The following is a 24,456-nucleotide window of genomic DNA, read 5'->3' as shown; positions in this document are numbered from 1 at the left end:
AGAATAACTGGATATGCAGGCATATCCGCATGATTCATTAGGAGGCAAATTATGAGAGATGAACTGTTTATCCGGGGAGATGTGCCCATGACAAAAAGTGAGGTCAGGGCTGTTTCCATATCAAAGCTGGAACTGGAACCGGATTCCGTCCTGTATGATATAGGGGCTGGAACCGGCTCCGTATCCATAGAAGCGTCCAGGTATCTCACAGAAGGCCGGGTTTATGCAATTGAAAAGAAGGCGGAAGCCATAGATCTTATAAAGGCCAATAAGGAAAGATTTGGAGCAGGCGGCCTGGAAATCATTGAAGGAACCGCACCTGAGGCATTAGAAGCTCTTGAAGCCCCTACTCATGTATTCATCGGAGGAACTTCCGGCACCATGGATCACGTACTATCCCTGGTTTTAAAGAAGAATCCAGGGACCAGGATTGTAATCAATGCAATTGCTTTAGAGTCCCTTTCAGAAATCCTTTCCTGGCTGAAAAGGCATTCTGTCACAGCTGAAATCGTGCAGGTTTTAATATCCAAAGGAAGGGAAGCAGGGGACTATCATCTGATGATGGGACAGAATCCGGTTTATGTGGTTTCCTTTGGTGGGGAAGGGAGGAACGACATTGGATAATTCTTATCCCAGACTGATGCTTGCGGCCCCTAAAAGCGGCAGCGGAAAGACCATGATGACCTGTGGGCTGTTAAATGCGTTTCTTTTAAGGAAGCTGTCCTGCCGGTCTTTTAAATGCGGTCCGGATTACATTGATCCCATGTTTCATAAATATGTGCTTGGCATTGACGGTGGAAATCTGGATACATATTTCCTTGATAAAGAGCAGGTCAGGGTACAGTTCTTGGATCAGGCAAGGGGAGCAGGGATTTCCGTCATTGAAGGCGTTATGGGGTATTACGACGGGGTGGGAGGAGACACCACCCAGGCCAGCTCCTATGATGTGGCCTGCGCCCTTGATGTGCCGGTGGTCCTGGTTTTAGATTGCAAAGGAGCCAGTCTGTCCCTGGCCGCGGTGGTGAAAGGCTTCCTGGAATATAAGGAAAACAGCCACATAAAGGGCGTGATTTTAAACCGGACATCATCTGTCATGGCAGAACGGCTGAAACCGGCTATGGAAGAGCTGGGAGTGCATGTTTACGGATATTTACCGGAATGTGAGGAAGGGGCTTTGGACAGCCGCCACTTAGGGCTGGTTCTGCCTGGAGAACAAGAAGGTCTGAAAGATCAGCTGAATCAGCTGGCTATGAAGCTGGAAACCACGATAGACATCAATGGACTGATAAAGCTGGCCCAGGATGCAAAGCCTCTGCCGTCTCTTCAAGGTGGATTAAAAAACCAGGTTTCCAAGGCAACGCAAGGAGAAGAAGTGCTGATAGGACTTGCCTTAGATGAGGCTTTCTGCTTTTATTATCAGGAGAACTTAAGGCTTCTTAAGGAGATGGGGGCAAAGCTCATACCCTTTAGCCCGATCCACGATAAAAGGCTGCCTTTAAGGATTTGCGGCCTTTTGCTTGGCGGCGGATATCCGGAGCTTTATTGTCGGGAACTTTCGGAGAATGAATCTATGCTCCGGGAAATAAGGCAGGCATCAGAACGCGGCCTTCCCATACTGGCTGAGTGCGGGGGATTCCTGTATCTCCATGAACAGCTGGAAACAAAGGACCAAATAACATATCCCATGGCCGGTATTATCAAAGGAAAGGCATTCCCTACAGAACGGTTGTTAAGGTTTGGTTATATGGAAGCCTTTCCCAATGCGGATACACTATTTTTGAAAAAGGGTGAGTCCATCCGGGGGCATGAATTCCATTATTGGGACAGCACAAATAACGGATCCTGTATGGAAGCTAAGAAACCAGGCGGGAAAAAAAGCTGGGACTGTGTTCATGGGGAAGGAAATCTCCTGGCTGGCTTTCCCCATTTTTATTATCCTTCCAACCCTGCACTGCCAAAGCGTTTTGTTGAGGCCTGCAAAGGATTAAGGGAAGGGGAAAAATAAGCGATGGAAAAATCTTTGACTAGGAAAGGTTTCAAACAATGAATGATGAATTAAGTACATATCTTTCACAGATCCGGCCTCCCAGCGCTTCCTCCATGGAAATGGCACGTAAACGGTGGTCGCAGGTGGCAAAGCCGCTTAACAGTTTAGGCGTTCTGGAAGATGACATTATAAAGATTGCAGGGATAAGAGAAACGTCAAAGGTGGATATGGAGAAACGGGCCCTGGTCATCCTTTGCGCAGACAATGGGATCGTGGAGGAAGGAGTTACCCAGACCGGCAAGGAAGTGACCGCCCTTGTGGCTGAGAACATGACAAATGGAAACAGCAGTGTCTGCATCATGGCAGACCGGGCAGGAGTGGATGTATTTCCTGTAGATATAGGAGTTGCCAGGGATTTGATTCCCGGCTCCCGTCACCCTCTCCTTAGCAGGAAAATCGCTTACGGAACAAAGAATTTCCGGAATGAGCCTGCCATGACACGGGAAGAGACAATCCGGTCCATAGAAACCGGCATCAAACTGGTGGGGGAACTGGCGGAAAAAGGCTATCAGCTCATCGCAACCGGAGAAATGGGCATCGGAAATACCACTACCAGCAGTGCGGTCGCTTCCATGCTTCTTAAAAAAGCACCGGAAGTGCTGACCGGAAGAGGGGCAGGATTAAATGACGAGGGCTTAAAAAGGAAGCTTGAAGTGATAAAAGAGGCTGTGGAACAATATAGCCCGGCATGTCAGGATGTGGCGGATGTTCTCGCCTGCGTGGGAGGATTTGATCTGGCAGGGCTTACCGGCGTGTTTTTAGGCGGTGCTGTTTACCGGATCCCGGTACTGGTGGATGGATTTATTTCCGCTGTTGCTGCCCTTTCGGCTGACCATATTTATCCTGGCTGCCGGAACTTTATGCTGGCTTCCCATGTTTCAGCGGAGCCTGCAGGCAGGCTGCTTCTTGATGCGTTGGGGCTTAAACCCCTTATACAGGCAGGTATGTGCCTGGGAGAGGGGACCGGAGCAGTGGCAGCAATCCCCCTTCTTCTAATGGCGGCAGACGTTTATGGGTCAATGAGTTCCTTTGAAGACATTCAGATCGAGGCCTACAAGCCCATGGGAGGCGTATAATGGTCACTTTGGTGATAGGCGGAAGCGGAAGCGGAAAGTCAGAATATGCGGAAAGTCTGGTCATGAGCCTGGGACAGGGGAGGCGGATTTACATTGCCACCATGAAACCATGGGATGAGGAATGCAGACGCAGAATTGAACGTCACAGGCAGATGAGGGCTAAAAAACAGTTTGAAACCATAGAATGTTACCGCGATTTAAAGGAACTTATGCTGGATATAGGCGGACAGCCGCCGGTGATTCTATTAGAATGCATGTCAAATCTGGTATCCAATGAGCTTTTTGGCCTGGGAGAAGAGGGAGAAGCCCCATGCTTAGAGGGAGCCTTGGCGGAAGCGGAGATTTTGGAAGGAATCGGGAAGCTAAAGGCGGAAGCCGAACATATTGTCATCGTGACAAATGAGGTTTTCTCCGATGGAGACAGCTACAGCATGGAGACTATTGCTTACCGCAAGGTTCTTGGGGAGATCAACCAGAAAATAGCAGAAATTTCCGATGAGGTGATTGAGGTAGTTGCCGGAATTCCCATTGTGATGAAAAAGAAAAGGAATCTTCAAGAAGCAAGGTAAGAAGTAAGGTAAAAAGAGACGGAAATGAAAGGACCTGGATCGTGTGGCAGAATAATTTTAAAGTTGAATTTTAAATTGTTGGAGGATGCGTATGAACATAAGGCAGGCTGAAATGAAAGATTTAGAAATAGTTAAAAGTATAACGATCCGCACAATTCAAACGATATATCCTCGTTATTATCCTTTGGGAGCGGTCGGCTTTTTTCTGTCTCATCATAACGAGAATCATATAATGGCTGACATTGAATCCCGGAGAGTATATGTGCTTGAGAACGAAGAAGATGTGTTTGGAACTGTAACGATAAAGGATTTTGAAATATGCCGGTTGTTCGTACTGCCTTTTTATCACGGTAAAGGATATGGCAGGCTGTTGATGGAATTTTCCGAACAATTAATAGCTGGCCAATTTAATAAAATCCAGCTGGATTCCTCTCTTCCGGCAAAAGAGATATACCTTAAGCGTGGTTACAAAGAGATCGCATCACACCATATAATTACTGAAAATGGAGATTATCTTTGCTATGATGTAATGGAGAAAAAGATACTTAAATTATCTCCGAAAGAGGCCATTTGACTGGCATATCAGAATTGGGAAGTCCCTCAACTGGCTATTCTATGGAACAAAATCGTTATGCGATGGCTTACCGAAGCTGCAGCATAGCGGTTTTTTTAACGATAAAGACCGGCGAAAAGGCTGATCCGGCAGGTAAACGGAAAAGAAGCTTGAGAAAATAATGCAGTTTGTTATATAATATGGCGGGATGGAGGTATGAGATGTATAAACTGCTGGTGGTGGAAGATGAAAAGTCGATTGCATATGGTATTGCAAACAGCATTGAATGGGAAAAATGGGGATTTGTTATCAGCGGCGTCTGTGGCAATGGAATAGAAGCGCTGGAACAAATAGAAAAGGACAAGCCCCATGTGGTGCTTTCCGATATCCGGATGCCGGAAATGGATGGGGTGGAGCTGATGCAGCATTTAAACCAGCATTACCCGGAAATCAAGATCATTATCTTAAGCGGATATAATGATTTTGAATATTTGCAGATGTCCATTAAAAACCGGGTCATGGAGTACTTACTGAAGCCCACGGACCTTGATGAATTTGAAGTGACCTTCCGAAAAATAAAAGAACGTCTTGACGAGGAAGGAAAAAAGGAATTAGAAGAAAAAGAATTAAAGTCAACCTATGAAGAGAGCAGGAGTTTAAAGCTGAGAAGGAAATACAACGCTTTGATCAAAGGATATGGCTATCATGAAGAAGAGATGGAGGAAGAATTCTTCCGCCAGGGGGAAAACTGGTACGGTGTGATACTGATCCATCTCGATGTGCAAAATACAGAAGATAAGAACGCCTTTTATCGGGATCAGATGAAGGTGGAGAAGATATTAAACGAATGGGTTTCAAAAGAAGGGATTGCCGGAACCTATATCTGGAACTTCGAGGAGAAGATAACCGGGATCTTAAGCGCCGGAGAAGAGCCCAGGGAAGAAGAACTGCATTCCTATGTCAGGGAAATGGCAGAAGTGGTCTTACCGGAGAGCGGCATTCCCATATATGCCGGTATCAGTAACTTCTATACGGATTTCCAGATGCTCCCCCAGTGCTATGAACAGGCAAAATGCTGCGCCAGCCAGAAGATCTACAGCGATGGAAAGAACCTGGTCATGTCCTATAAGGAGATACAGGAAGCAGATTTTGATTACTATGCGGTTTCCTTTGATACAGGCCAGATTTTAAAGGAAATCATGGAGCAGGAGGAAAATAAGGCAGAGGACATTTTGAATGGGATTTTTTCTGAATTTAAGGGAAAAGTGATTCTGGATTATGATTACATTAACCGCTTAAGCCTTGAGCTGCTGTTTAATCTGTCCCGGGCACTATTGCGCTATGGCGTCCGGCTGGAAAAAGTGATGAAAAAGCTGGACTGTACCTATACCGGTATTTATCCCTTAAAAAGCCTCCAGGAGAAAAAAGAATTTTTGTCCCGGATCCTTCGGGAAGTTTCCAGGGAAATGGCGGGCATGAAGGGAGAATGGAAGAGCCAGAGCAGCCTTGCCCAGAAGATCAGGGATATTGTGGATGAAGAGTATGATTCCAACCAGATCTCTCTGGAATACGTGGGAGCAAAGGTGCATAAGAATTCTGCCTATATCTCAAAAATATTTAAAAATGAATTTGGATGTAATTTCAGCGATTACATTATTACAAAGAGACTGGAAAAGAGCAAGACGCTTCTTGCGGATCCTGCAAGGAAGATTTACGAAATTTCCGAGGAAATGGGCTGGGCCGACGTATCCAATTACATTAAGCTGTTTAAAAAAAAGTATGGGATAAGTCCGAAAGAGTACCGGAATATTATCCAGCCGGAGGGAGGAAATCCAGGAAAAAACAATGAAAACGAATAAGGGAAAGGGGAAGGCAAAGAAAAAAAATATCGGATTAAAGCGCAGGATGCTGTATGGCATTCTCCAGGTTCTGATTCCGGTTATTGTGATCATAACCATACTGTTCTGGCATACGCGGAAGGTTATGAGACAGGAGTACATGCGCACGACCCAAAGCCGGATCACGGATATTGCCAATAAGATTGATGCAAAGCTTCAGGATATTTACAGCGTTTCCGACAATTTTGCGGCCAATGACAAGCTGAATAAATACATTGAAAAAGAATATTCCCCTCAGGAACAGATGTATAAAAAGCTTGATATTGTAAGGATTTACAGCAACATTTTCGGAGCCTATGATATGTTAAACCAGCGGGTGAGGATCAGTGCCATGTATACCTACAAAGGAGAATTATTTAATTTTTTAGATCCCAATAATGATACAGAAAAGGTGATTGAGAAACTGTTGGCCATGAACATTGAGGATCCTGACCTCCTGATGAAATTCCGCTGGTATCCTCTTCAGGACAACTTCCTTCTCAGTGACCTGCCAGGGGAGGTTCGGGCCAGAAAGGCCGTGATGGGCATCCGCAGGATCTATTCCTGGGAAAAGGGAAGATATGAATATGTACAGCTGTTTGCCTTAAAAGAGCGGGATATCTATGATCAATATGCAGAGCTGGCAGAATCCATTCCAGGTGATATCTATGTGATCACAGAAGATGGCAAACTGATTTCCTCCAGCAATGAAAAGGCTGTTGAGTCAGGAGAGATTTCAGAAAAGCTGAAAGGTGAGATTCTGGAACAGACGGGAGATTTAAAAGAAGGATGGGAAGCTTTCGGAAATCAAATGATCCAGGTAAAGGCTTCCGACGTAAATGACTGGAAGATCGTTATGGTAGTTCCCATAAAATTGGTCACAAGGGAAGTGGATGTGCTTTACTACAGGATATTCCTGGTCATGGTGGCATGCGTGGGCTTTTGTGCCATGATGATATTATACTTATACAAAAGCTTCATGGATCCCATTGGAAAGCTTAACGCCTCCATGAAAGAGGTATACGGAGGAAATCTAAACGCCTATGCTGAGGTGAAGCAGAAAAATGAAGTGGGAGATATGATCCGCTATTACAATTCCATGCTGGAACGGATCAATACCCATATCATCGATGAACTGCAGTCTGACCGGAAGAAAAAGGAGCTGGAGCTGGAAGTGCTCATGAGCCAGATCAATCCTCATTTTCTTTATAATACCCTGGAGAATATCGTATGGATGTCCAATGAGGCCGGGAGGCCGGACATTGGGCGGACCGCTGCTTCTCTTGGACGGATGTACCGCTTGTCCATCAGCGGCGGGCAGGTGATCGTCCCAATGGAGCATGAGATTGAGCATCTTATGGCTTATGTAAAGATTCAGAAAAACCGTTATAAAGATGAGTTCGAATTTGACCTCCGGACGGACATGCGGCAGATCCATGAACTGTTTTCCTTAAAAATAATTTTGCAGCCGGTGGTGGAAAACTCCTTCTTATACGGTATGGCAGGTTTAAAGCATCCCATGATGATCCGCCTTACGGTCAAGGAAAAAGGCCAATGGGTCGTGATAAAAGTTATGGATAATGGCCGCGGCATGGACAAGGAAAAATTAAGGGAAATAAGGGATCAGATCCTATTTGGAAAAGCAGGAAAGGATGAGGAAGAGCAGAACCGGCGCAGCAGCGGCATCGGCCTTCACAGCGTAGAATCCAGGATCAAGCTGTACTTTGGAGTGGACCGTGCGGTTTCCATCTACAGCAAAAAGGATGCAGGAACCTTAACCGTCATACGGATCCCCAGGATTACCGCGGAGGATATTGATGAGCATGACAATTTAAAGGAAAAGATAAATAAAACAGAATAAAAATCGAAAATAACCAACAAATACAAAAATCGGCCTATGTTTATTGGGAAAAAATCCGTTAGAATATAAGTAAGAGAAAGGTTATATTCCCATAAGCCTTTCTCCCTAAAATAAAAAGCGGGAGGCAGGCCCATGAGCAAGGAAGAAACACCAGTATCCAAAACAAAAGAAAAGACATCCATAGCACAAAAAAAAGAAAACAGGTATGGGTGGCTGTTCATTTCGCCCTACCTGATTTTTTTCACTGTTTTCACCGGCATTCCTTTTGTCATTGCAATTGTGATGTCGTTTTTAAACATGAAATATATTACAAGGTTAGACAATCTTAAATTTGTAGGGTTTCAAAACTTTATAAAAGTATTCACCAACAAGGAGATCATGAATTCCCTGTTAAGAACCTTTCAATATTCCCTGGTATATGTGCCTCTGATCATGATCATTGGATTTGTGCTGGCATTTATGCTGAATAACGGGGTCTTTATGAAAAAAACGATCCGTTCCCTTGTATTTATGCCTTATGTATCCAACATGGTGGCAGTGGCCGTAATTTTTAAGGTGCTGCTTGGAAATAACAGTCCTGTGATTATTGCTTTACGAAATATGGGATTTGATCCGCCGCTGCTTTTACTGAACTTAAAGCTGGCTCTTCCTACAGTGGCTATGATTTCGGTATGGAAGGGCGTTGGCCTTAACATGGTGGTTTATCTTGGAGCGCTGCAGGAGGTGCCATCTGAGCTGCTGGAAGCAGCGCAGATTGACGGGGCAACAAAATGGCAGCGGATCCGCAATATCATCATACCTATGATTTCTCCCACCACCTTTTTCCTCGTAATCAGCTCCATTATCGGTTCCTTTCAGAACTTTACCTGTATACAGGCTCTTACTGAGGGCGGACCGGGACAGGCGACTACCGTTATGTCCGTAAATATTGTCCGTACTGCTTTTACAAAATATGAAACAAGTCTTGCAAGTGCAATGGCTTTCGTCATGTTTGCGCTGGTCATGATCGTAACGCTTATCCAGTGGCGCGGACAGAAAAAATGGGTTAATTATTAAGGGAGGAATCATCAATGACAAGCAAAAAGAAAAGTTTAAAGATAGCACTTACAATTTTCATCCTGTTGATTGGGTTGGCTTCTAATTTTCCATTCCTGTTCATGATCTCCTCTTCCTTTAAGGTCAGCGGAGAGGTCATGAAATTTCCATGGCATTTGATTCCGGAAAACCCCACCCTGATGAACTTTCAGGCATTATTAACAAACGGCATATATAACTTTCAGAAATGGTATTTTAATACGGTGGTCATGACGGCCCTTACCATAGTAATTAAAATATTTTTTGTAAGCTTTACGGCATATGGATTTGCAAGGATTAAATTTAAGGGAAAAGACGCAATATTTCTCATACTACTGTCGGCCATGATGATACCCAGCGATATTATGATCTTACCGAGATACATGATCTTTAAAAATTTACACATCCTGGATACCATGTGGTCATTAATCCTGCCAAGCTGCGTTGACGTGTATTTTGTATTCCTGCTGCGCCAGTCCTTTGTTTCAATTCCGGACTCCCTAAGTGAAGCGGCCAAAATTGATGGATGCGGTCATTTGCGCATTTATTGGCAAATCATTTTCCCATTGGCAAAACCGGCCATTGCGACCATGGCACTATTTTCCTTTACATGGTCCTGGAACGACTATATGGGACCGTATCTGTACATATCAACGATGGATAAGCAGATGCTGTCCGTTGGAGTGAAGCTTTTTTCCTCCGGACTGATCCAGGATTATGGAAGTCAGATGGCTGCGGCAACGGCTGTGCTGCTGCCCATTCTGGTGGCTTTCTTATTCTGCCAGAAGTTTTTCATCGAAGGCGTTGCTTCCTCCGGTGTGAAGGGATAACAAATGAAATTTAAGGCAGGTTAAAAAGCCTTTGGAATTAATAAAGATGAGATAGAAAGGGGATTTAAGATGGAAAAAAAACTTACCGGAAGAGTCACTGTTCCCACGGATGTGGATATGATACAGGAGACCAAGGAGATTGCAGGGCGATGGGGAGCCGATGCGCTTCGGGATTGTGACGGGACGAATATGCCGGCTGAGCTTAAGAAAATGCCTGTCAAGATCTACTCTACTTATTATACCACCAGAAAGGACAATGAATGGGCAAATGCAAACCCTGACGAGGTCCAGCAGGTATATTTGATGACGGAGTTTTACACGGCAATGGAAGGGGGAGAGCTTCGCATTCCATTGATGAAACATCTGTATAAGGATCAGCTAAAGCCCAATACCCTTCACGGCATCAAACGCTGGTGGGAGGTAGTGGACCGCACAACAGGAGACCCCTTAGCTGTTAATGCCTGGGAATATGATGAGAACACCCAGGAGGTCATCATTTTAAGGCCCGAGAGGTATCACGACTATACGGTAAGTTTCCTGGCTTTCATCATCTGGGATCCGGTTCATATGTATAATTTTATTACCAATGACTGGCAGGATGTGGAGCATCAGATCACCTTTGACGTGCGTCAGCCAAAGACCCAGAGCCATGTGATCGATAAATTAAACCGCTGGATGGAGGAAAATCCGGATAGCAATGTGGTGCGTTTTACAACGTTTTTCCATCAGTTCACCCTTGTATTCAATGAATATGCAAAAGAAAAATTTGTTGACTGGTTTGGGTACAGCGCCAGTGTCAGCCCTTATATTTTAGAGCAGTTTGAAAAAGAGGCAGGTTACCCCTTCCGTCCGGAATATATCATTGACCAGGGGTATCATAACAACACCAACCGGGTGCCTTCCAAGGAGTTCCGTGATTTCCAGGAGTTCCAGCAGAGAGAAGTAGCGGAGCTCATGAAGGTTCTTGTGGATATCTGCCACGGTCACGGCAAGGAAGCCATGATGTTTTTAGGGGATCACTGGATCGGAACAGAACCATTTGGAGCGTATTTTAAAAATGTAGGACTGGATGCGGTAGTGGGAAGTGTAGGTAACGGCACCACCCTTCGCCTGATTTCCGATATTCCGGGAGTTAAATATACAGAAGGCCGCTTTTTGCCTTATTTCTTCCCGGATGTATTCTGTGAAGGCGGCGATCCGATCAAGGAAGCAAAGGTAAACTGGGTAACTGCAAGACGGGCCATCTTAAGAAAGCCGGTGGACCGGATTGGCTATGGCGGATACTTAAAGCTGGCATTGGAATTCCCGGATTTTATCCAATACATTGAGGAGGTTTGTGATGAATTCCGTCTTCTTTACGAAAATGTGGGAGGCCAAAGCCCGTACAGCCACTTTAAAGTGGGAGTGCTGAACTCCTGGGGAAAGATCCGTTCCTGGGGAACCCATATGGTAGCCCATGCCATTGATTATAAACAGACCTATTCCTATGCCGGAGTGCTGGAGGCCTTAAGCGGAATGCCTTTTGACGTGGAATTCATCAGCTTTGAGGATGTGATCGCAGATCCGGATGTATTAAAGAAATACAAGGTGGTCATTAATGTTGGCGATGCTTATACAGCTCCCAGCGGCGGGGCCTACTGGACCAATCCCAAGGTCAGCAGTGCCGTAAAGGCCTTTGTAGCCCAGGGAGGTGGTTTGATTGGAGTGGGAGAGCCATCTGCCTGTGAATACCAGGGCAGGTATTTTAGTCTGGCAAACGTACTTGGCGTAAACAAAGAAGTAGGCTTTTCTATGTCAACAGATAAATACAACTGGGAAGAGCACAGCCATTTTATTATAGAGGAATCCTCCGGGACCATTGATTTCGGGGAAGGGATGAAGAACATCTATGCTCTTTCCGAAGCGGAGATCTTAAAAAAGGACGGGGAAAATGTCCAGATGGCGGTCAACCGGTTCGGAGACGGAAGAAGCGTATATATCAGCGGAATCCCCTATTCCTTTGAAAATTCCAGAATGCTTTACCGGGCAATTTTCTGGGCCGCAGGCATGGAGCAGGAAATGAAGAAATGGTATAGCAGCAACTATCATGTGGAAGTCAATTATTATCCGGCTACCGGCAAATATTGTATTGTAAACAACACTTATGAGCCCCAGGAAACCGTGATTTATGACGGAAAAGGCAAAGAATATTCTATGCAGTTAAAGGCAAATGATATTTTGTGGTTTTCATTTTTGTAAACGAATGAATAAATCAGAAAGGGCCCGTTATCATTATGCAGACAAAGGAAACACTTAAAACCTATGAGGCAATCACGAGAGAGGAAGCACGTAATGCGCTAAATCATACGGTTGCCCGGATTAGAAATAATATTTCAAAATTTTATGATAGTTTCCCGGCGGCAAGCAGCGTCAACCAGATATATTCTGCTGCAGAAAACAATGATTGGACCAATGGATTCTGGACCGGACAGCTGTGGCTGGCATATGAACAGACAAGGGAGGCGGCTTTTAAAGAAGCCGCCCTTTGTCAAGTGCCAAGCTTCCGGGAACGTCTGATCAAAAGAATTGTAGTAGATCATCATGATATGGGATTCTTATATACGCCCTCTTGTGTGGCAGCTTATAAACTTACCGGTGACAAGCTGGCAAGAGAAACCGCATTGATGGCAGCAGATAACCTGATGGGGCGGTTTCAGGATAAGGGAGAATTTTTTCAGGCATGGGGAAAGCTGGGGGATCCGAAAGAATACCGGTTAATTATTGATTGTCTTTTAAATATGCCGTTGTTGTTCTGGGCGTCAGAGGAAACGAAGGATTCAAAATACCGTGAATCCGCACTTCGCCATATTCGAACCAGCATGAAATATGTGGTCCGTGAAGATTCTTCTACATACCATACCTATTATTTTGATCCGGAAACAGGAAATCCGTTACGCGGAGTAACGGCACAAGGATACCGGGATGGTTCCATATGGGCGAGAGGCCAGGCGTGGGGAATATATGGTTCGGCAATCGCTTATAAATATTGTCCCGACCCAATGTATATGGAAAGCTTTCGGAAGATTACCGCATGTTTTCTGGAGCATTTACCTGATGACCTGGTACCTTATTGGGATTTTGACTTTACAGATGGCAGTACGGAACCAAGAGATTCTTCTTCCGGGGCAATCGCAGCCTGCGGGATGCTTGAAATGGCAAAATATTTAGAACCGGATGAAGCAAAAGATATGCAGCAGCTTGCAAAACGTTTAATAAAGGCATTGACACAGCATTGCTTATACCGTTCCGGAGAAGACACCAATGGTATATTACTTCATTCCACTTATGCAAAAAGTTCTCCTTACAATACGGTAAAGGATAGCGGTGTTAATGAATTTACGTTATGGGGGGATTATTTTTATATAGAAGCACTTGTACGGCTGACAGAACAGTGGGAAGTCTACTGGTAGGAAAGAGAGTAAAAATGAAACAATTAGATGAAAGACTTATAAAAATTGTTCCGTCAGACAGACAAATCATGCTGCAGAAAACAGAGTTTTATGCATTCTTTCATTTTACGGTGAATACTTTTACCGGAACGGAATGGGGATATGGCACAGAACCGGAAGCGGTTTTTAATCCTGGCCAAATGGATGCAAATCAATGGGTACAAGCTGTTAAGGCAGCAGGGATGAAAGGAGCAATCCTTACCTGTAAGCACCATGACGGATTTTGCTTATGGCCCAGTAAATACACCAATCATTCTGTGAAGTATAGTCCTTATCTGAATGGAAAAGGAGATATTGTAAAAGAAGTAGCGGAAGCCTGTAAAAAAGCCGGTCTTAAATTTGGTATTTATCTTTCTCCATGGGACCGGAATCAGGAAACCTATGGACAAGGAAAATCATATGATGATTATTTCGTGGCACAGCTTACGGAACTTCTTACCGGATATGGAGATATTTTCAGTGTATGGTTTGACGGTGCATGCGGAGAAGGTCCCAATGGTAATAAACAGGTCTATGACTGGCAGCGTTATTATGATACCGTAAGAAAACATATGCCGGACGCCTGCATTTCCGTAAGCGGACCGGATGTCCGCTGGTGCGGCAATGAGGCAGGTGATACCCGGCACAGTGAATGGAGTGTTGTGCCGGCAGATTTATCGGTAGCAGAGCGGGTGGCAGCTTTAAGCCAGCATGGGGATGATCCGTCTTTCCGGCAAAGGGTAATAAGCAGTATGGAAGAGGATTTAGGAAGCAGGGAACGTTTAATACACGAACAACACTTAATCTGGTATCCGGCAGAAGTGGATGTATCCATAAGGCCGGGCTGGTTTTATCATCCGGAAGAGGATGATAAAGTCCGGTCTCTGGAAAACCTAATGGATATTTACGAAAAATCCGTAGGGGGAAATACAACACTGCTGTTAAATATTCCTCCTATGCCAAACGGACTGCTTCATGAGGAAGATGTAAAAAGGCTGCAGGAGCTGGGCAGGGAGATACAAAAAAGATACGGGAATAACCTGGCAGAAGGAACCGAAATTCAGGTCAAAGAAGAAAATGAATGGAATGCAGTAAATAATGTACAAACGGATGACTATGAAACTTACTATCAGGGAAAAGGTCCTAAGGTAGAATTTAAAATTTCCTGGAATACTCCCCAAAAGATTTCAGCAGTTATATTAAAAGAAAATATATTAAATAGCCAGAGAATTGAGGCTTTTGAAATTCTGTCTATGAAGAATGGAAACCTTATAAGCTTATATAAGGGAACTACCGTAGGTTATAAAAAAATTGCCCGCTTTCCGCAGATAGAATCGGATATACTGATTATACAAATATTAGATTCAAGGATCGGGCCTACTCTTTCGTTCATTGGTATATATGGATAAAAAAATCAGTTTTATTTCAAAAAAACCGATAGAATGATAAAAATAACATATAAAGCTAAAATACAACCTATGTAAATCAGATAATATGTTAGTTATAATGGGATTATAAAAAAAGGAGGGTAACAGATATGAAATTAAAAAGTGCATTAAGACGAGGCGCTGCCTTAAGCTTAGCTGCAACGATGGTTTTAAGTACTGCCGGATGCGGAAAATCCGATAATACAAAAGGCAGTACGGATGGTAAAGCAACAGCAGAAACTACTCAAAAGCCGGACAGTGATAAGCCCTTTGACGGTGTAACAGTAAAATGGGCACTGACAGATAATGCTGCAACCAATACGGAAACAAAAGAAATGATCGCATTAATCAAAGAAAAAACAGGGATTAATGTAGAATTTTTCATTACTCCTACATCAAAAGCAGGAGAAATGGACAAGGTACTTGTGAGCTTGATGGCAGGAGAAGAAATGGATATTATAGGCAGAACTCCGCTTCAATTGGAAGAATTCTACAAGGCTGCTGTTTTAGAGCCAATTGATGAGCTTGCTAAAGCAGATAATTATGATATTGACACTTTGTATGGTGGCCAGACTGTAAAATTTGAAGATCAGACATATGCAATTCCAGCAGAAAAAGATATTTGGCTGACCTATTATAACAAAAAGATTTTTGATGAAGCAAACGTTCCATATCCTACCGCAGAAGGCTGGACCTGGGAAAAATATGTAGAGACTGCCCAAAAGTTAAACAATCCTGATAAAAATGTCTGGGGTTCCTTTATGAGCGATGACGTTGCATGTAACTATATGCAGGCAACACAGAAAGGGGTATCCCCTTACAAGGCAGACGGAACCGCTAATTTTGACGATCCGGCATATGCTGATGCCATGAAGTGGTTCTTTAGCCTGGGTAATGAGTTAAAGATCCAGCCTAACTGTCTGGATCTGGCTTCCGGTACATATCCATATAACTCCTTTATGGTAAATGGAAACATCGGTATGTACGTATACGGCGGCTGGGTAGCAAGTGCCTTATCTGATAAGGTAAAATACCCAAGAGATTGGGATCTGGGAATCCTTCCAATGCCTTATCCGGAAGGCTCCGAGCCATCTTCTTTAACGATTACAAGCTGCTATGCGATCCCCAAAACATCCAAGAACAAAGAAGCGGCTTTTGAAGCGATCAAAACCATTTGTGAAAACAAGTATACCTTAGGTTACGGACGTGTTCCTGCCAAGATCTTAACAGAAGACGAAGCAAAAGCATATATCGAAAGCAGCCTGCTTCCTAAATTTAAGGATGACAACTTAACAGCAGAAGACTTTATGGCAGGCTGGTTTGACAACAGCAGAGCATACTTAAGTGAAAAGATCATGGGTATTGCTGATACGACCATCGGACAGATTTATACTGAGGAAGGCCAGTTATACGGCCAGGGACAAAAACCACTGGAAGATACCATGAAGTCGATTCAGGACAGAGCAAATGAAGCGATAAAAGAAGCACAGAAATAATAAGAAGGCGCTGCCATGGCATTTGGCAGCGCTTTCTTACCAATGTTGAAAGAACCGGCAGGAAAGGGAAGAGTAATGGATGAACGGATTTATCTCCTCCCCAGGGAGGGGAATTTTTATAAAGCGAATATGCACTGCCATACAACGGTTTCCGATGGAAAGCTGACGCCTGAACAGGTGAAAGAGGAGTATGAAAAAAGAGGTTATCAGATCGTAGCCTATACGGATCACGGGAAATATTGCCCTCATCCGGAATTGACCACAAAGAACTTTCTGGCTCTGGCAGGCTTTGGGGCGGAGCTAAGGAGAAATCCCATGGACAGGGAGCAGTCCGGAGGAGCGTTTCACTTTAATTTCTATGACAGCAACCCGGATGAGATGCGGGAAGAGAAGGCAGGAGCCAGTGGGAAGGAAATCAGGAATTATGACCGTTCCGGAATCAATGCTTACATAAAGAAGATGAAGCAGCTTGGCTTTCTGGCATGTGACTGCCACCCATACCGGTCTATGCAGAATTATGAGGAGTATACAGGGCTTGAAGGACTTTTTGCCATGGAAGTCTATCATTACCACAGCGATCTGGAAGGGCTTAATGGATACAATCCCCAGGCCTATGATGAGATGCTGCGCTGCCGGAAGGAAATCCATTGCCTGGCGTCAGACGGCAACCAGAATGAATCTCCCATGGGGCATCCGTTCTGTGATTCTTTTGGAGGTTTTATAAGGATCAAAGCAAAGGAGCTTACCTATCCGGCGGTGATGAAGGCATTAAAAAAGGGTGATTTCTACAGCTCCATGGGTCCTGAGATACATGCGCTCTATATTGAAGGCAAGGACCTGGTTGTAAAGACCAGTCCGGTAGAGAAGATTTACATGAAAATGGAAGGCAAGAACTGCCGCATGAAAGTAGCACCTAAAGGAGAATCCTTGGAGGAGGCAAGATTTCCTTTAACGGGAAGAGAAGGCTACATCCGTGTGGCCTGCCGCAGTGAAAACGGGCTGTATGCAAATTCCAACGCATATTTTATGAAGGATCTGCCTTTAAAATTTATTACAGATCAGGAGACATAAGGTTGATTCTTTAGGAGGCAAAATTTGGACAGAACGATACAACAAAAAAAGATAGGATCAGAAAAAATGCAGTCCATGCTGTTCTGGTTATGCTGGGCAGCCTATTTTTCTACATATCTTGGGAGGCTGAATTATTCCGCCTGCTTAACGGAAATTATCAGGGTGGAAGGATATGAGAAGGGAGCGGCAGGTTTTATAGGAACCGCATTCTTTTTTTCCTATGGCCTTGGGCAGCTTTTCAGCGGAATACTGGGTGATAAGAAAAAACCTTATAAGATGATCTTTGTAGGAGTACTTGGTTCGGGAATCTGCAATGGGGTAATGGGACTATCGGGATCCGTATGGCAGATGGCGGTGGTATGGTGCGTCAATGGCCTGTTTCAGTCCTTGATCTGGTCGCCGATCATTAAATTATTTTCCAACTGGATTCCCACATGCAGCCAGAAAAAATTCTGCGTCAACATCAACAGCAGTGTTCCCATCGGCACTTTTGCAGCCTATGGACTGACTGCGCTCATTGTATGGAAATTCCATTGGAGAACGGTCTTTTTCTTTTCTTCCCTGTGCCTGGCAGTCATCAGCCTGGTCTGGTTCCTGGGCAGCCGTAAAATAAGAAAAGATGTGGAAGAAAACGGAATTTTAGAAGACCAGGTCCTTGTTTCACGGGATAAAAAACAGGCAGACGCTTCTATGTTTGAATTAGTTCTGGTTTCCGGAATGATTTTCTTTTGCTTTGGACTGATGTTTCAGGGAGTTTTAAAGGATGGGGTGACCACCTGGATTCCCACCTATATCCGCGAAGAATTTCATATGGAATCCGTAATTTCCATTATCAGCACCACTGTCATACCGGTGTTAAACTTAAGTGGAGTTTATCTGGCTTCCATTGCAAACAGGAAGATTTTCAAAAGTGAGACTGCCACATCTGCTTCATTTTTTGTTTTATGCGCGGCAGCGCTTATTTTGTTGCGGCTTTATAATGGAGGATCCGTAATAACTGTGCTGATCTTATTTGGCCTGGCAACCACGGCGATGATGGCTGTGAATACCATGCTGGTCAGCATGGTGCCCATATATTTTGCTCCTTACGGAAAATCCTCCACCGCTTCCGGGATTTTGAATTCCTCCGCTTATGCGGGAGGAGCGGTCTCTGCCTATGGAATCGGGGTGTTGTCTGAAAGAGCAGGCTGGGATGCCACCATTTTGATCTGGATTGTCATTGCCCTTATGGGAGCAGTGGTATGTACGGCCGGAAAAGCCCGGTGGAAGCGGTTTCTGCAAAACGGTATTTAAGGGATGGGAGGAAAGCAGGTTGAAAGACAGAATTTATTTATTGCCGGAGGCCGGAAGGTTTTATAAAGCGAACCTTCACAGCCATACGGTCGTATCAGATGGAAGAATGACGCCGGAAGAAGCCAAGGAAAATTATAAAAAGCATGGGTATCAGATTATGGCGTTTACGGATCACAGGATCTATCGGAACCATGAAGAATTAAACGATGAGCAATTCCTGGCGCTTGCTGCCGTAGAGGTGGATATCAATGAGGTAAGCCCGGACAGACTGCGCCCGGAAGACAAGACGTACCATATTAATTTGTACGATACTGCTCCTGGATATGAGCGGGCCAGAAAGGAACAGGGAATCTGTCCGGAATGTAAGTATGGGGATTTTGATTCTATTAACGGATATCTGGAAGAGATGAGGAAGCTGGGATTTCTTTCCTGCTATAACCATCCTTACTGGTCCCTGCAGAACTATGACGATTACAAAGGCCTAAACGGGCTTTTTGCCATGGAAATCTATAATCACGGCTGCGAGCATGACGGACTGTACGGTTATAATCCCCAGGCTTATGATGAAATGCTTCGATTAGGCAAACAGCTGTGGTGCCTGGCAACGGATGATAATCACAACAGTTATCCTTTTGATAATCCCCTATGCGATTCTTTCGGGGGCTTTACCATGATAAAAGCAGAAAGCCTAATCTATGACGCAGTTATAAATGGTCTGGTAAAAGGCCATTTCTACAGCTCCATGGGACCTGAGATAAAGGAGCTTTATATGGAGGGCAGAGAGCTGGTAGTAAAGACCGGGCCGGTTCAGGCCATCTGCGGGATCACGGACAGCACCAGATCCTGCCGCAGAGCAGCTGTACAGGGCGAACCCATTACGGAAGCAAGATTTCTCCTTGAAGGGAACGAGACCTATATCCGGGTGGAATGCAAGGATGAGAAGGGGCTTTTTGCTAACAGCAATGCCTATTTTCTTTCCCGGCTGGAGTGAATCCGGGTACCACATAGACAGCCAGGAGATCATGCGCCCATTGCAATAATAAAAAGTTCTTTTCTGATACTTATCGGAAAGGAACTTTTTTTATCTGAGTTACAGACTATATGTTGAAAAATTTATCAGTCTTTATGTATATGTACTATTAAACAGTTTAGATCGTGAACAGGCTTCATGGCGGTTGTAATAACCGTTCATGGAGCCTTCTTTGTACGCTCAGTGTGCACACGTTTTAACAGTAGAAGATCCCCTTCCGTCCGACCGTGAGAGAGATACAATAGAAGCCAAGGATAACAATCATGAAGTGGAATTTGATGAAGAGAACAAGCAAAACTCTGACTTAATACAGCAAAGATATGCATAGATGTCAAAAAGATTAAAATATATGCTTAGCTAACTATTGATTTTTTCGTTAGTCCGTGTTATATTATTAACAAATGAAAGTTATATCCAATACTCATTAAAAAAGGAGATGGTATTATGTTGACTACTTTTAAAGCAACAGCTAAAGCACTGCCTGAAGGGTTACAGGTTGAAACAAATTCAAGAGGTTTTAAAATCCTTTTTGACGAACCCGAAGAACTGGGCGGCACAGATACTGCTATGAACCCTGTGGAGGCCCTATTATGTGCACTGGGCGCATGCCAGTCCATCGTAGTGAAAGCATTTGCAGCAGCTCACGATATTACTTTTGAGGAATTCCATGTTGAGTTGGAAGGGGATCTTGATCCAGACGGATTTATGGGACTGGCAGATGTAAGAAATGGTTTTCAGGAGATTCGTTTTGTCATGCATTTTAAAACAAACGAACCAAAAGAAAAAATAGAAGAGTTTGCAAAGTTTATCGAGAATACCTGCCCTGTAGGTGATTGTTTATCTAACGGTGTAAAATTAGTTTTATCCGGTGTGGCAATTGATTAAATAGTATTAAAAGCAAAAAGAGCCTATATTATAAAATTGGCTCTTTTTCTATAGAAAAGGAGAAAATTTATGCTTATTAAAATGTCAATAATTCCTGGTGGAAAAACGGGCAAGGTAGGTAAAATAAATGTAAAAACAGGCGATAAGGTCGCTGCCGGCGATATCCTTGTGCAAATAGAAACGGCGAAAGGTAACCGCCAGATTAAAGCCATATCAGAAGGAACAATTAGTAAAATACTATGTGAAGAGGGCATGGACATTGCATCGAATGCTGATATGTTTGAAATCGCCGAGGATGCTGAAGTCAAAGAGGCCGCAATAACAAATTGTGATAGTGCTTCACAGGGAACCGCTAAGGAAACCACTGCCGATTTACTTATAATAGGTGCTGGTCCCGGCGGATATGTAGCCGCTATTTATGCAGCTAAAAGTGGCTTAAAAGTAACTCTGGTTGAGCAATCAGCATTAGGAGGCACCTGTCTTAATGTCGGATGCATTCCTACAAAAGCACTTGTTAAATCTGCAGAAGTTTGCCACACGGTAATGAATGCGTCAGTCTTTGGGATTGAATCAGACAGCCCGGTTACAGTAAATATGAAGCAAGTAATTGACCGTAAGGATAAGATCAAAGACAGACTCGTTTCCGGAATTGATTTTCTTATGAAAAAAAATGAAATCAATGTAATCTCCGGTCAAGCATCATTTATGGATAAAAATACAGTAACAATAAAAGGCGAAGAAAATTATATCATAAAGGCAAAAAATATTATCGTTGCAACAGGCTCGAAAATTTCTAATATTGCCATTCCGGGCATGGAACTTCCATTTGTGCTGAACAGTACAAAAGCGTTGTCTGATCACAAGCTTCCAAAATCCATAACCATTATTGGCGGTGGTGTAATCGGAATGGAATTTGCATTTATCTATAGAAATTTCGGCGTTGATGTCCATGTAATTGAATTTATGGATCGATTACTGACCATGGTAGACAGTGATATCTCAAAAGAGATACAGGATATGGCAGAAGAAAATAACATTCACATTCACATCGGTTCAAAGGTTAAGAAAATTCAAAGCTCCGTAGATGGTATGGCAGTTATTACCTATGAAAACAATACAGGGGAGCACTTAGTGGTAAGTGAAAAGGTATTGGTGGCTATTGGCAGGGAGCCGAATCTGGATGGATTATCCATTGAAAAAAGCGGTGTCTTGTTAAACAGCAACGGGAAAGGAATTCAAGCAGATCATTCCATGCGTACAAATGTTGACAATATTTATGCAATAGGAGATGTAACAAATATCATTCAACTGGCCCATGTAGCTTCCCATCAGGGGATTGTTGCCATAGAAAATATATTAGGAATGCATAAAGAAATGGATTATTCAGCAGTCCCTAATGTAATATTTACTTCACCGGAAATCGCAAGTGTCGGTATCGGTGAAGACGAAGCGAAAAGCAAAGACATTGATATTGATGTTAGTAAATTTTCCTTTGCCGGAAACGGAAAAGCTTTGACGATGAATGAGGCGAGAGGCTTTATAAAACTGATTAAAGACAAAAATACAGGAAAAATAATAGGCGGGTCAATAATAGGTGCCGATGCATCTTCTTTAATCAGCTCATTAACCTTAGCAATTGCCAATGGATTTACGGAAAAAGAAATCTCTGAAACCATATTCCCGCACCCTACTACCAGTGAAACGATTCATGAAGCCGCACTGGATTTTGGAATTGGAGCCTTACATCAATAATGAAAAAAATAGTAATATCCGAAGAATTTGATCCCTGTTTTAATATAGCTGCTGAACATCAGCTGTTTTTAACTTCCCAGGAAGATCTGCATCTGTTTCTATGGCAGAACGATTCATCTGTCATTATAGGAAGAAACCAGAACCTATACGCAGAATGCGATTTAGAGTACCTAAAGGAACATAACATGAAAGCAGTCCGCAGGTTTTCCGGGGGCGGGGCAGTGTATCATGACAAAGGTAATGTTAATTTTACCTTTATTACAAAAGAGGCATCAGCCAGTCATGACCACTTTATCAAGCTCATACAATCTGCAATGCAGCAGCTTGGGATCGACTGTGAATTTAGCGGTAGAAATGATTTATTATTTAATAACAGAAAATTTTCCGGTCACGCTTATTATACGGACGGTGATAATTACATGTATCATGGTACGGTACTGGTCAATGTAAATTTTGAACAGTTGGAAAATGCCCTTACCCCGTCAAAAATAAAATTAAAGTCCAAAGGGGTCGAATCTGTTAGGAGCAGAGTCATAAATCTATCAGAAATAAACAGTGAAATCACTGCTCAGTCAGTTATTCAAGCTTTTATTGAAACCTTTGAATGCAAAAATATTGAATACATTAATAAAATTAATTTTCAGCCGCCATTAGAGAAACTCCTCTCATCTGACAATTGGATGTTTGCCCAATCACCTAAATTTGATGTCGAATTGGAACGTAAATACTCATTTGGAAATATGTCTGTGTATATCTCTATAGCTGATGACCTGATTCAAAATGTAAAAATAAACACGGATAGTTTGAAGCTTTATGATTTTAAAGCCTGTGAAAAGGAACTGTATAAAACCCGCTTTAACGAACAGGCGGTATGGGATTATATCGAGCGGTACCTCTCGAATCATCTGGAATTTTCATAATATCAGGAAAAGACCTTGAAAAATATTGTACACCAGATGGTTTTATGTTAATATATGAAATAAAAAAATCAGATGGTGAGTACTATGTTTAATTTAGATGATTGCATCGCCTTTATCACTTGTAAAGGGGCAAAGGATTTAGCAGATTCCTTGGAAAAGAGACTGAATAATTTTAATATAACAAGAAGCCAATGGATTGCATTGTATTATATCAAAAATAATAATATGATTACACAAAAGAAGTTGGCCGATAAAATGTCTTTAAAAGAACCTAGTGTTGTCAGGCTGATAGATAAAATGGAAATGTATGGCTGGGTTAATCGCATCAGCAGCAACGATGACAAAAGAATGAAGTTTTTAATATTAACCAATAGCGGCAAAGAAATTGAAACAGCTATGCTGGATGTTGCAGAAAAATTTAAATCTGATGTGCTTAACGGCATATCTCTTGAAGACCTCGATGTATTTAAATCTACGCTTAACAAAATGCTTATAAATATTGAGGATGACAGCAAATAGCAAATCTTCAGGTGCTTCCTGGCGCCATCAGGAAAAAATTATAGGGGTAGAGCAGGCTGCCGGCAAAGTTGGTGGTCTTGACTTTACCTCATAATAATACGTACAATTTAGTTTCAAAGTCTTTCCACCATCAATGGTGGACTCTGCCATTCCTGGAATACTATTTAAATGAATGGTTTCCCGAATGGACTTATAGATTTCTCTCTGAACTTTTGTGACATTCCCATGAAAAGCAATAGGCAAAATAAAATATACATTAAAACGAAATTGAAAAAAATTCTCACTTATGTTATGATACAAACATAGCAGCATCCTGACACTAAAAACACAGTTTGAAGTAGAAGGTTCGGCATATGAGAAGTCTTTATTTTGCCGCGCCTTAATGGTGCGGCTTTTTTGCTTTTATAAAGCATTTATTGCCTGAATAAAAGAACGGAGGAAGAAGCATGGAAACGAGAATCGCCGTAATCGGCATCGTTGTGGAAGAGGAAGAATCTGTGGAACTGCTGAATGAGATCCTTCATGAATACAGGAAGTATATCATCGGCCGCATGGGCATCCCCTATCCGAAAAAGCAGTTAAGCATCATAAGCATTGCTGTGGATGCGCCTCAGAGCATCATTTCCGCACTGACCGGAAAGATCGGAAAATTAAAGGGAGTCAGCTCCAAGACGGCCTATCAGGGTGTGAAAGTTTAAGAAAGAAAAGA

At 43.2% G+C, this 24,456-nt stretch carries 21 protein-coding genes; all 21 read left to right on the top strand.

Annotated elements, in window-relative coordinates:
• The first annotated feature begins 51 nt into the window (after window positions 1-51).
• The 21 genes from cbiT (at window position 52) to AC27IJ_RS03980 (ending at window position 24,445) form a co-directional block, all read left to right on the top strand.
• Window positions 52-624: a precorrin-6Y C5,15-methyltransferase (decarboxylating) subunit CbiT gene (cbiT, locus tag AC27IJ_RS04080; RefSeq protein ID WP_312447338.1), complete on the top strand. Its 573-nt coding sequence runs from the start codon at window positions 52-54 to the stop codon at window positions 622-624.
• A complete protein-coding gene (locus tag AC27IJ_RS04075; protein ID WP_487147597.1) occupies window positions 617-2,005 on the top strand; it encodes a cobyrinic acid a,c-diamide synthase CobB in 1,389 nt (462 codons plus the stop codon). Before cbiT ends, AC27IJ_RS04075 begins: the two co-directional genes overlap by 8 nt.
• 38 nt (window positions 2,006-2,043) lie before the next feature.
• Entirely contained in the window at window positions 2,044-3,123 is a 1,080-nt protein-coding gene (gene cobT, locus AC27IJ_RS04070; protein ID WP_487147595.1) for a nicotinate-nucleotide--dimethylbenzimidazole phosphoribosyltransferase, read from the top strand.
• Window positions 3,123-3,692, top strand: a complete 570-nt coding sequence (locus AC27IJ_RS04065; protein ID WP_312447334.1) for a bifunctional adenosylcobinamide kinase/adenosylcobinamide-phosphate guanylyltransferase — start codon at window positions 3,123-3,125, stop codon at window positions 3,690-3,692. Before cobT ends, AC27IJ_RS04065 begins: the two co-directional genes overlap by 1 nt.
• A 91-nt stretch (window positions 3,693-3,783) precedes the next feature.
• Window positions 3,784-4,266: a GNAT family N-acetyltransferase gene (locus AC27IJ_RS04060; protein ID WP_312503417.1), complete on the top strand. Its 483-nt coding sequence runs from the start codon at window positions 3,784-3,786 to the stop codon at window positions 4,264-4,266.
• Between the two features lie 200 nt (window positions 4,267-4,466).
• Window positions 4,467-6,104 (top strand): response regulator, encoded by a 1,638-nt coding sequence (locus AC27IJ_RS04055; protein ID WP_312447330.1) that lies wholly within the window; start codon window positions 4,467-4,469, stop codon window positions 6,102-6,104.
• The gene (locus tag AC27IJ_RS04050; RefSeq protein WP_312503416.1) at window positions 6,091-7,983 is read left to right on the top strand and encodes a sensor histidine kinase; all 1,893 of its coding nucleotides are present in this window, start codon (window positions 6,091-6,093) and stop codon (window positions 7,981-7,983) included. Before AC27IJ_RS04055 ends, AC27IJ_RS04050 begins: the two co-directional genes overlap by 14 nt.
• A gap of 132 nt (window positions 7,984-8,115) precedes the next feature.
• The gene (locus tag AC27IJ_RS04045) at window positions 8,116-9,039 is read left to right on the top strand and encodes a carbohydrate ABC transporter permease (RefSeq protein WP_312447327.1); all 924 of its coding nucleotides are present in this window, start codon (window positions 8,116-8,118) and stop codon (window positions 9,037-9,039) included.
• A gap of 14 nt (window positions 9,040-9,053) precedes the next feature.
• Window positions 9,054-9,887, top strand: coding sequence for a carbohydrate ABC transporter permease (locus AC27IJ_RS04040; protein ID WP_312447326.1), 834 nt, complete (start codon window positions 9,054-9,056; stop codon window positions 9,885-9,887).
• A gap of 69 nt (window positions 9,888-9,956) precedes the next feature.
• Window positions 9,957-12,125 carry a 1,3-beta-galactosyl-N-acetylhexosamine phosphorylase gene (gnpA, locus tag AC27IJ_RS04035; protein WP_312447324.1) on the top strand — a complete coding sequence of 723 codons (2,169 nt, stop codon included), beginning with the start codon at window positions 9,957-9,959 and terminating at the stop codon, window positions 12,123-12,125.
• 35 nt (window positions 12,126-12,160) lie between these two features.
• Entirely contained in the window at window positions 12,161-13,336 is a 1,176-nt protein-coding gene (locus tag AC27IJ_RS04030) for a glycoside hydrolase family 88 protein (protein WP_312447322.1), read from the top strand.
• 14 nt (window positions 13,337-13,350) lie between these two features.
• The gene (locus AC27IJ_RS04025; protein ID WP_487147589.1) at window positions 13,351-14,763 is read left to right on the top strand and encodes an alpha-L-fucosidase; all 1,413 of its coding nucleotides are present in this window, start codon (window positions 13,351-13,353) and stop codon (window positions 14,761-14,763) included.
• 128 nt (window positions 14,764-14,891) lie between these two features.
• Entirely contained in the window at window positions 14,892-16,277 is a 1,386-nt protein-coding gene (locus AC27IJ_RS04020) for an ABC transporter substrate-binding protein (RefSeq protein WP_313258862.1), read from the top strand.
• 15 nt (window positions 16,278-16,292) lie between these two features.
• Window positions 16,293-17,348: a PHP domain-containing protein gene (locus AC27IJ_RS04015; RefSeq protein WP_312447317.1), complete on the top strand. Its 1,056-nt coding sequence runs from the start codon at window positions 16,293-16,295 to the stop codon at window positions 17,346-17,348.
• Window positions 17,349-17,372: 24 nt separating this feature from the next.
• Window positions 17,373-18,641 carry an MFS transporter gene (locus AC27IJ_RS04010; RefSeq protein ID WP_487147586.1) on the top strand — a complete coding sequence of 423 codons (1,269 nt, stop codon included), beginning with the start codon at window positions 17,373-17,375 and terminating at the stop codon, window positions 18,639-18,641.
• A 19-nt stretch (window positions 18,642-18,660) separates the two neighbouring features.
• On the top strand, window positions 18,661-19,632 hold the full coding sequence (locus AC27IJ_RS04005; RefSeq protein WP_487147584.1) for a PHP domain-containing protein: 972 nt from the start codon (window positions 18,661-18,663) through the stop codon (window positions 19,630-19,632).
• Between the two features lie 483 nt (window positions 19,633-20,115).
• Window positions 20,116-20,556 (top strand): OsmC family protein, encoded by a 441-nt coding sequence (locus AC27IJ_RS04000; protein WP_312447313.1) that lies wholly within the window; start codon window positions 20,116-20,118, stop codon window positions 20,554-20,556.
• Between the two features lie 69 nt (window positions 20,557-20,625).
• Window positions 20,626-22,308, top strand: a complete 1,683-nt coding sequence (lpdA, locus tag AC27IJ_RS03995) for a dihydrolipoyl dehydrogenase (protein WP_487147581.1) — start codon at window positions 20,626-20,628, stop codon at window positions 22,306-22,308.
• Window positions 22,308-23,228, top strand: a complete 921-nt coding sequence (gene lplA / locus AC27IJ_RS03990) for a lipoate--protein ligase (RefSeq protein ID WP_487147579.1) — start codon at window positions 22,308-22,310, stop codon at window positions 23,226-23,228. The genes lpdA and lplA overlap by 1 nt, the downstream gene beginning before the upstream one ends.
• Window positions 23,229-23,312: 84 nt before the next feature.
• Window positions 23,313-23,747, top strand: coding sequence for a MarR family winged helix-turn-helix transcriptional regulator (locus tag AC27IJ_RS03985; protein ID WP_312447309.1), 435 nt, complete (start codon window positions 23,313-23,315; stop codon window positions 23,745-23,747).
• Between the two features lie 446 nt (window positions 23,748-24,193).
• Window positions 24,194-24,445 carry a TM1266 family iron-only hydrogenase system putative regulator gene (locus AC27IJ_RS03980; RefSeq protein ID WP_312447307.1) on the top strand — a complete coding sequence of 84 codons (252 nt, stop codon included), beginning with the start codon at window positions 24,194-24,196 and terminating at the stop codon, window positions 24,443-24,445.
• The last annotated feature ends 11 nt before the right edge of the window (window positions 24,446-24,456 follow it).

The sequence above is a fragment of the Lacrimispora sp. YZC11 genome (assembly GCF_057543815.1).
This window is presented reverse-complemented; position numbering and strand designations above follow the sequence as displayed.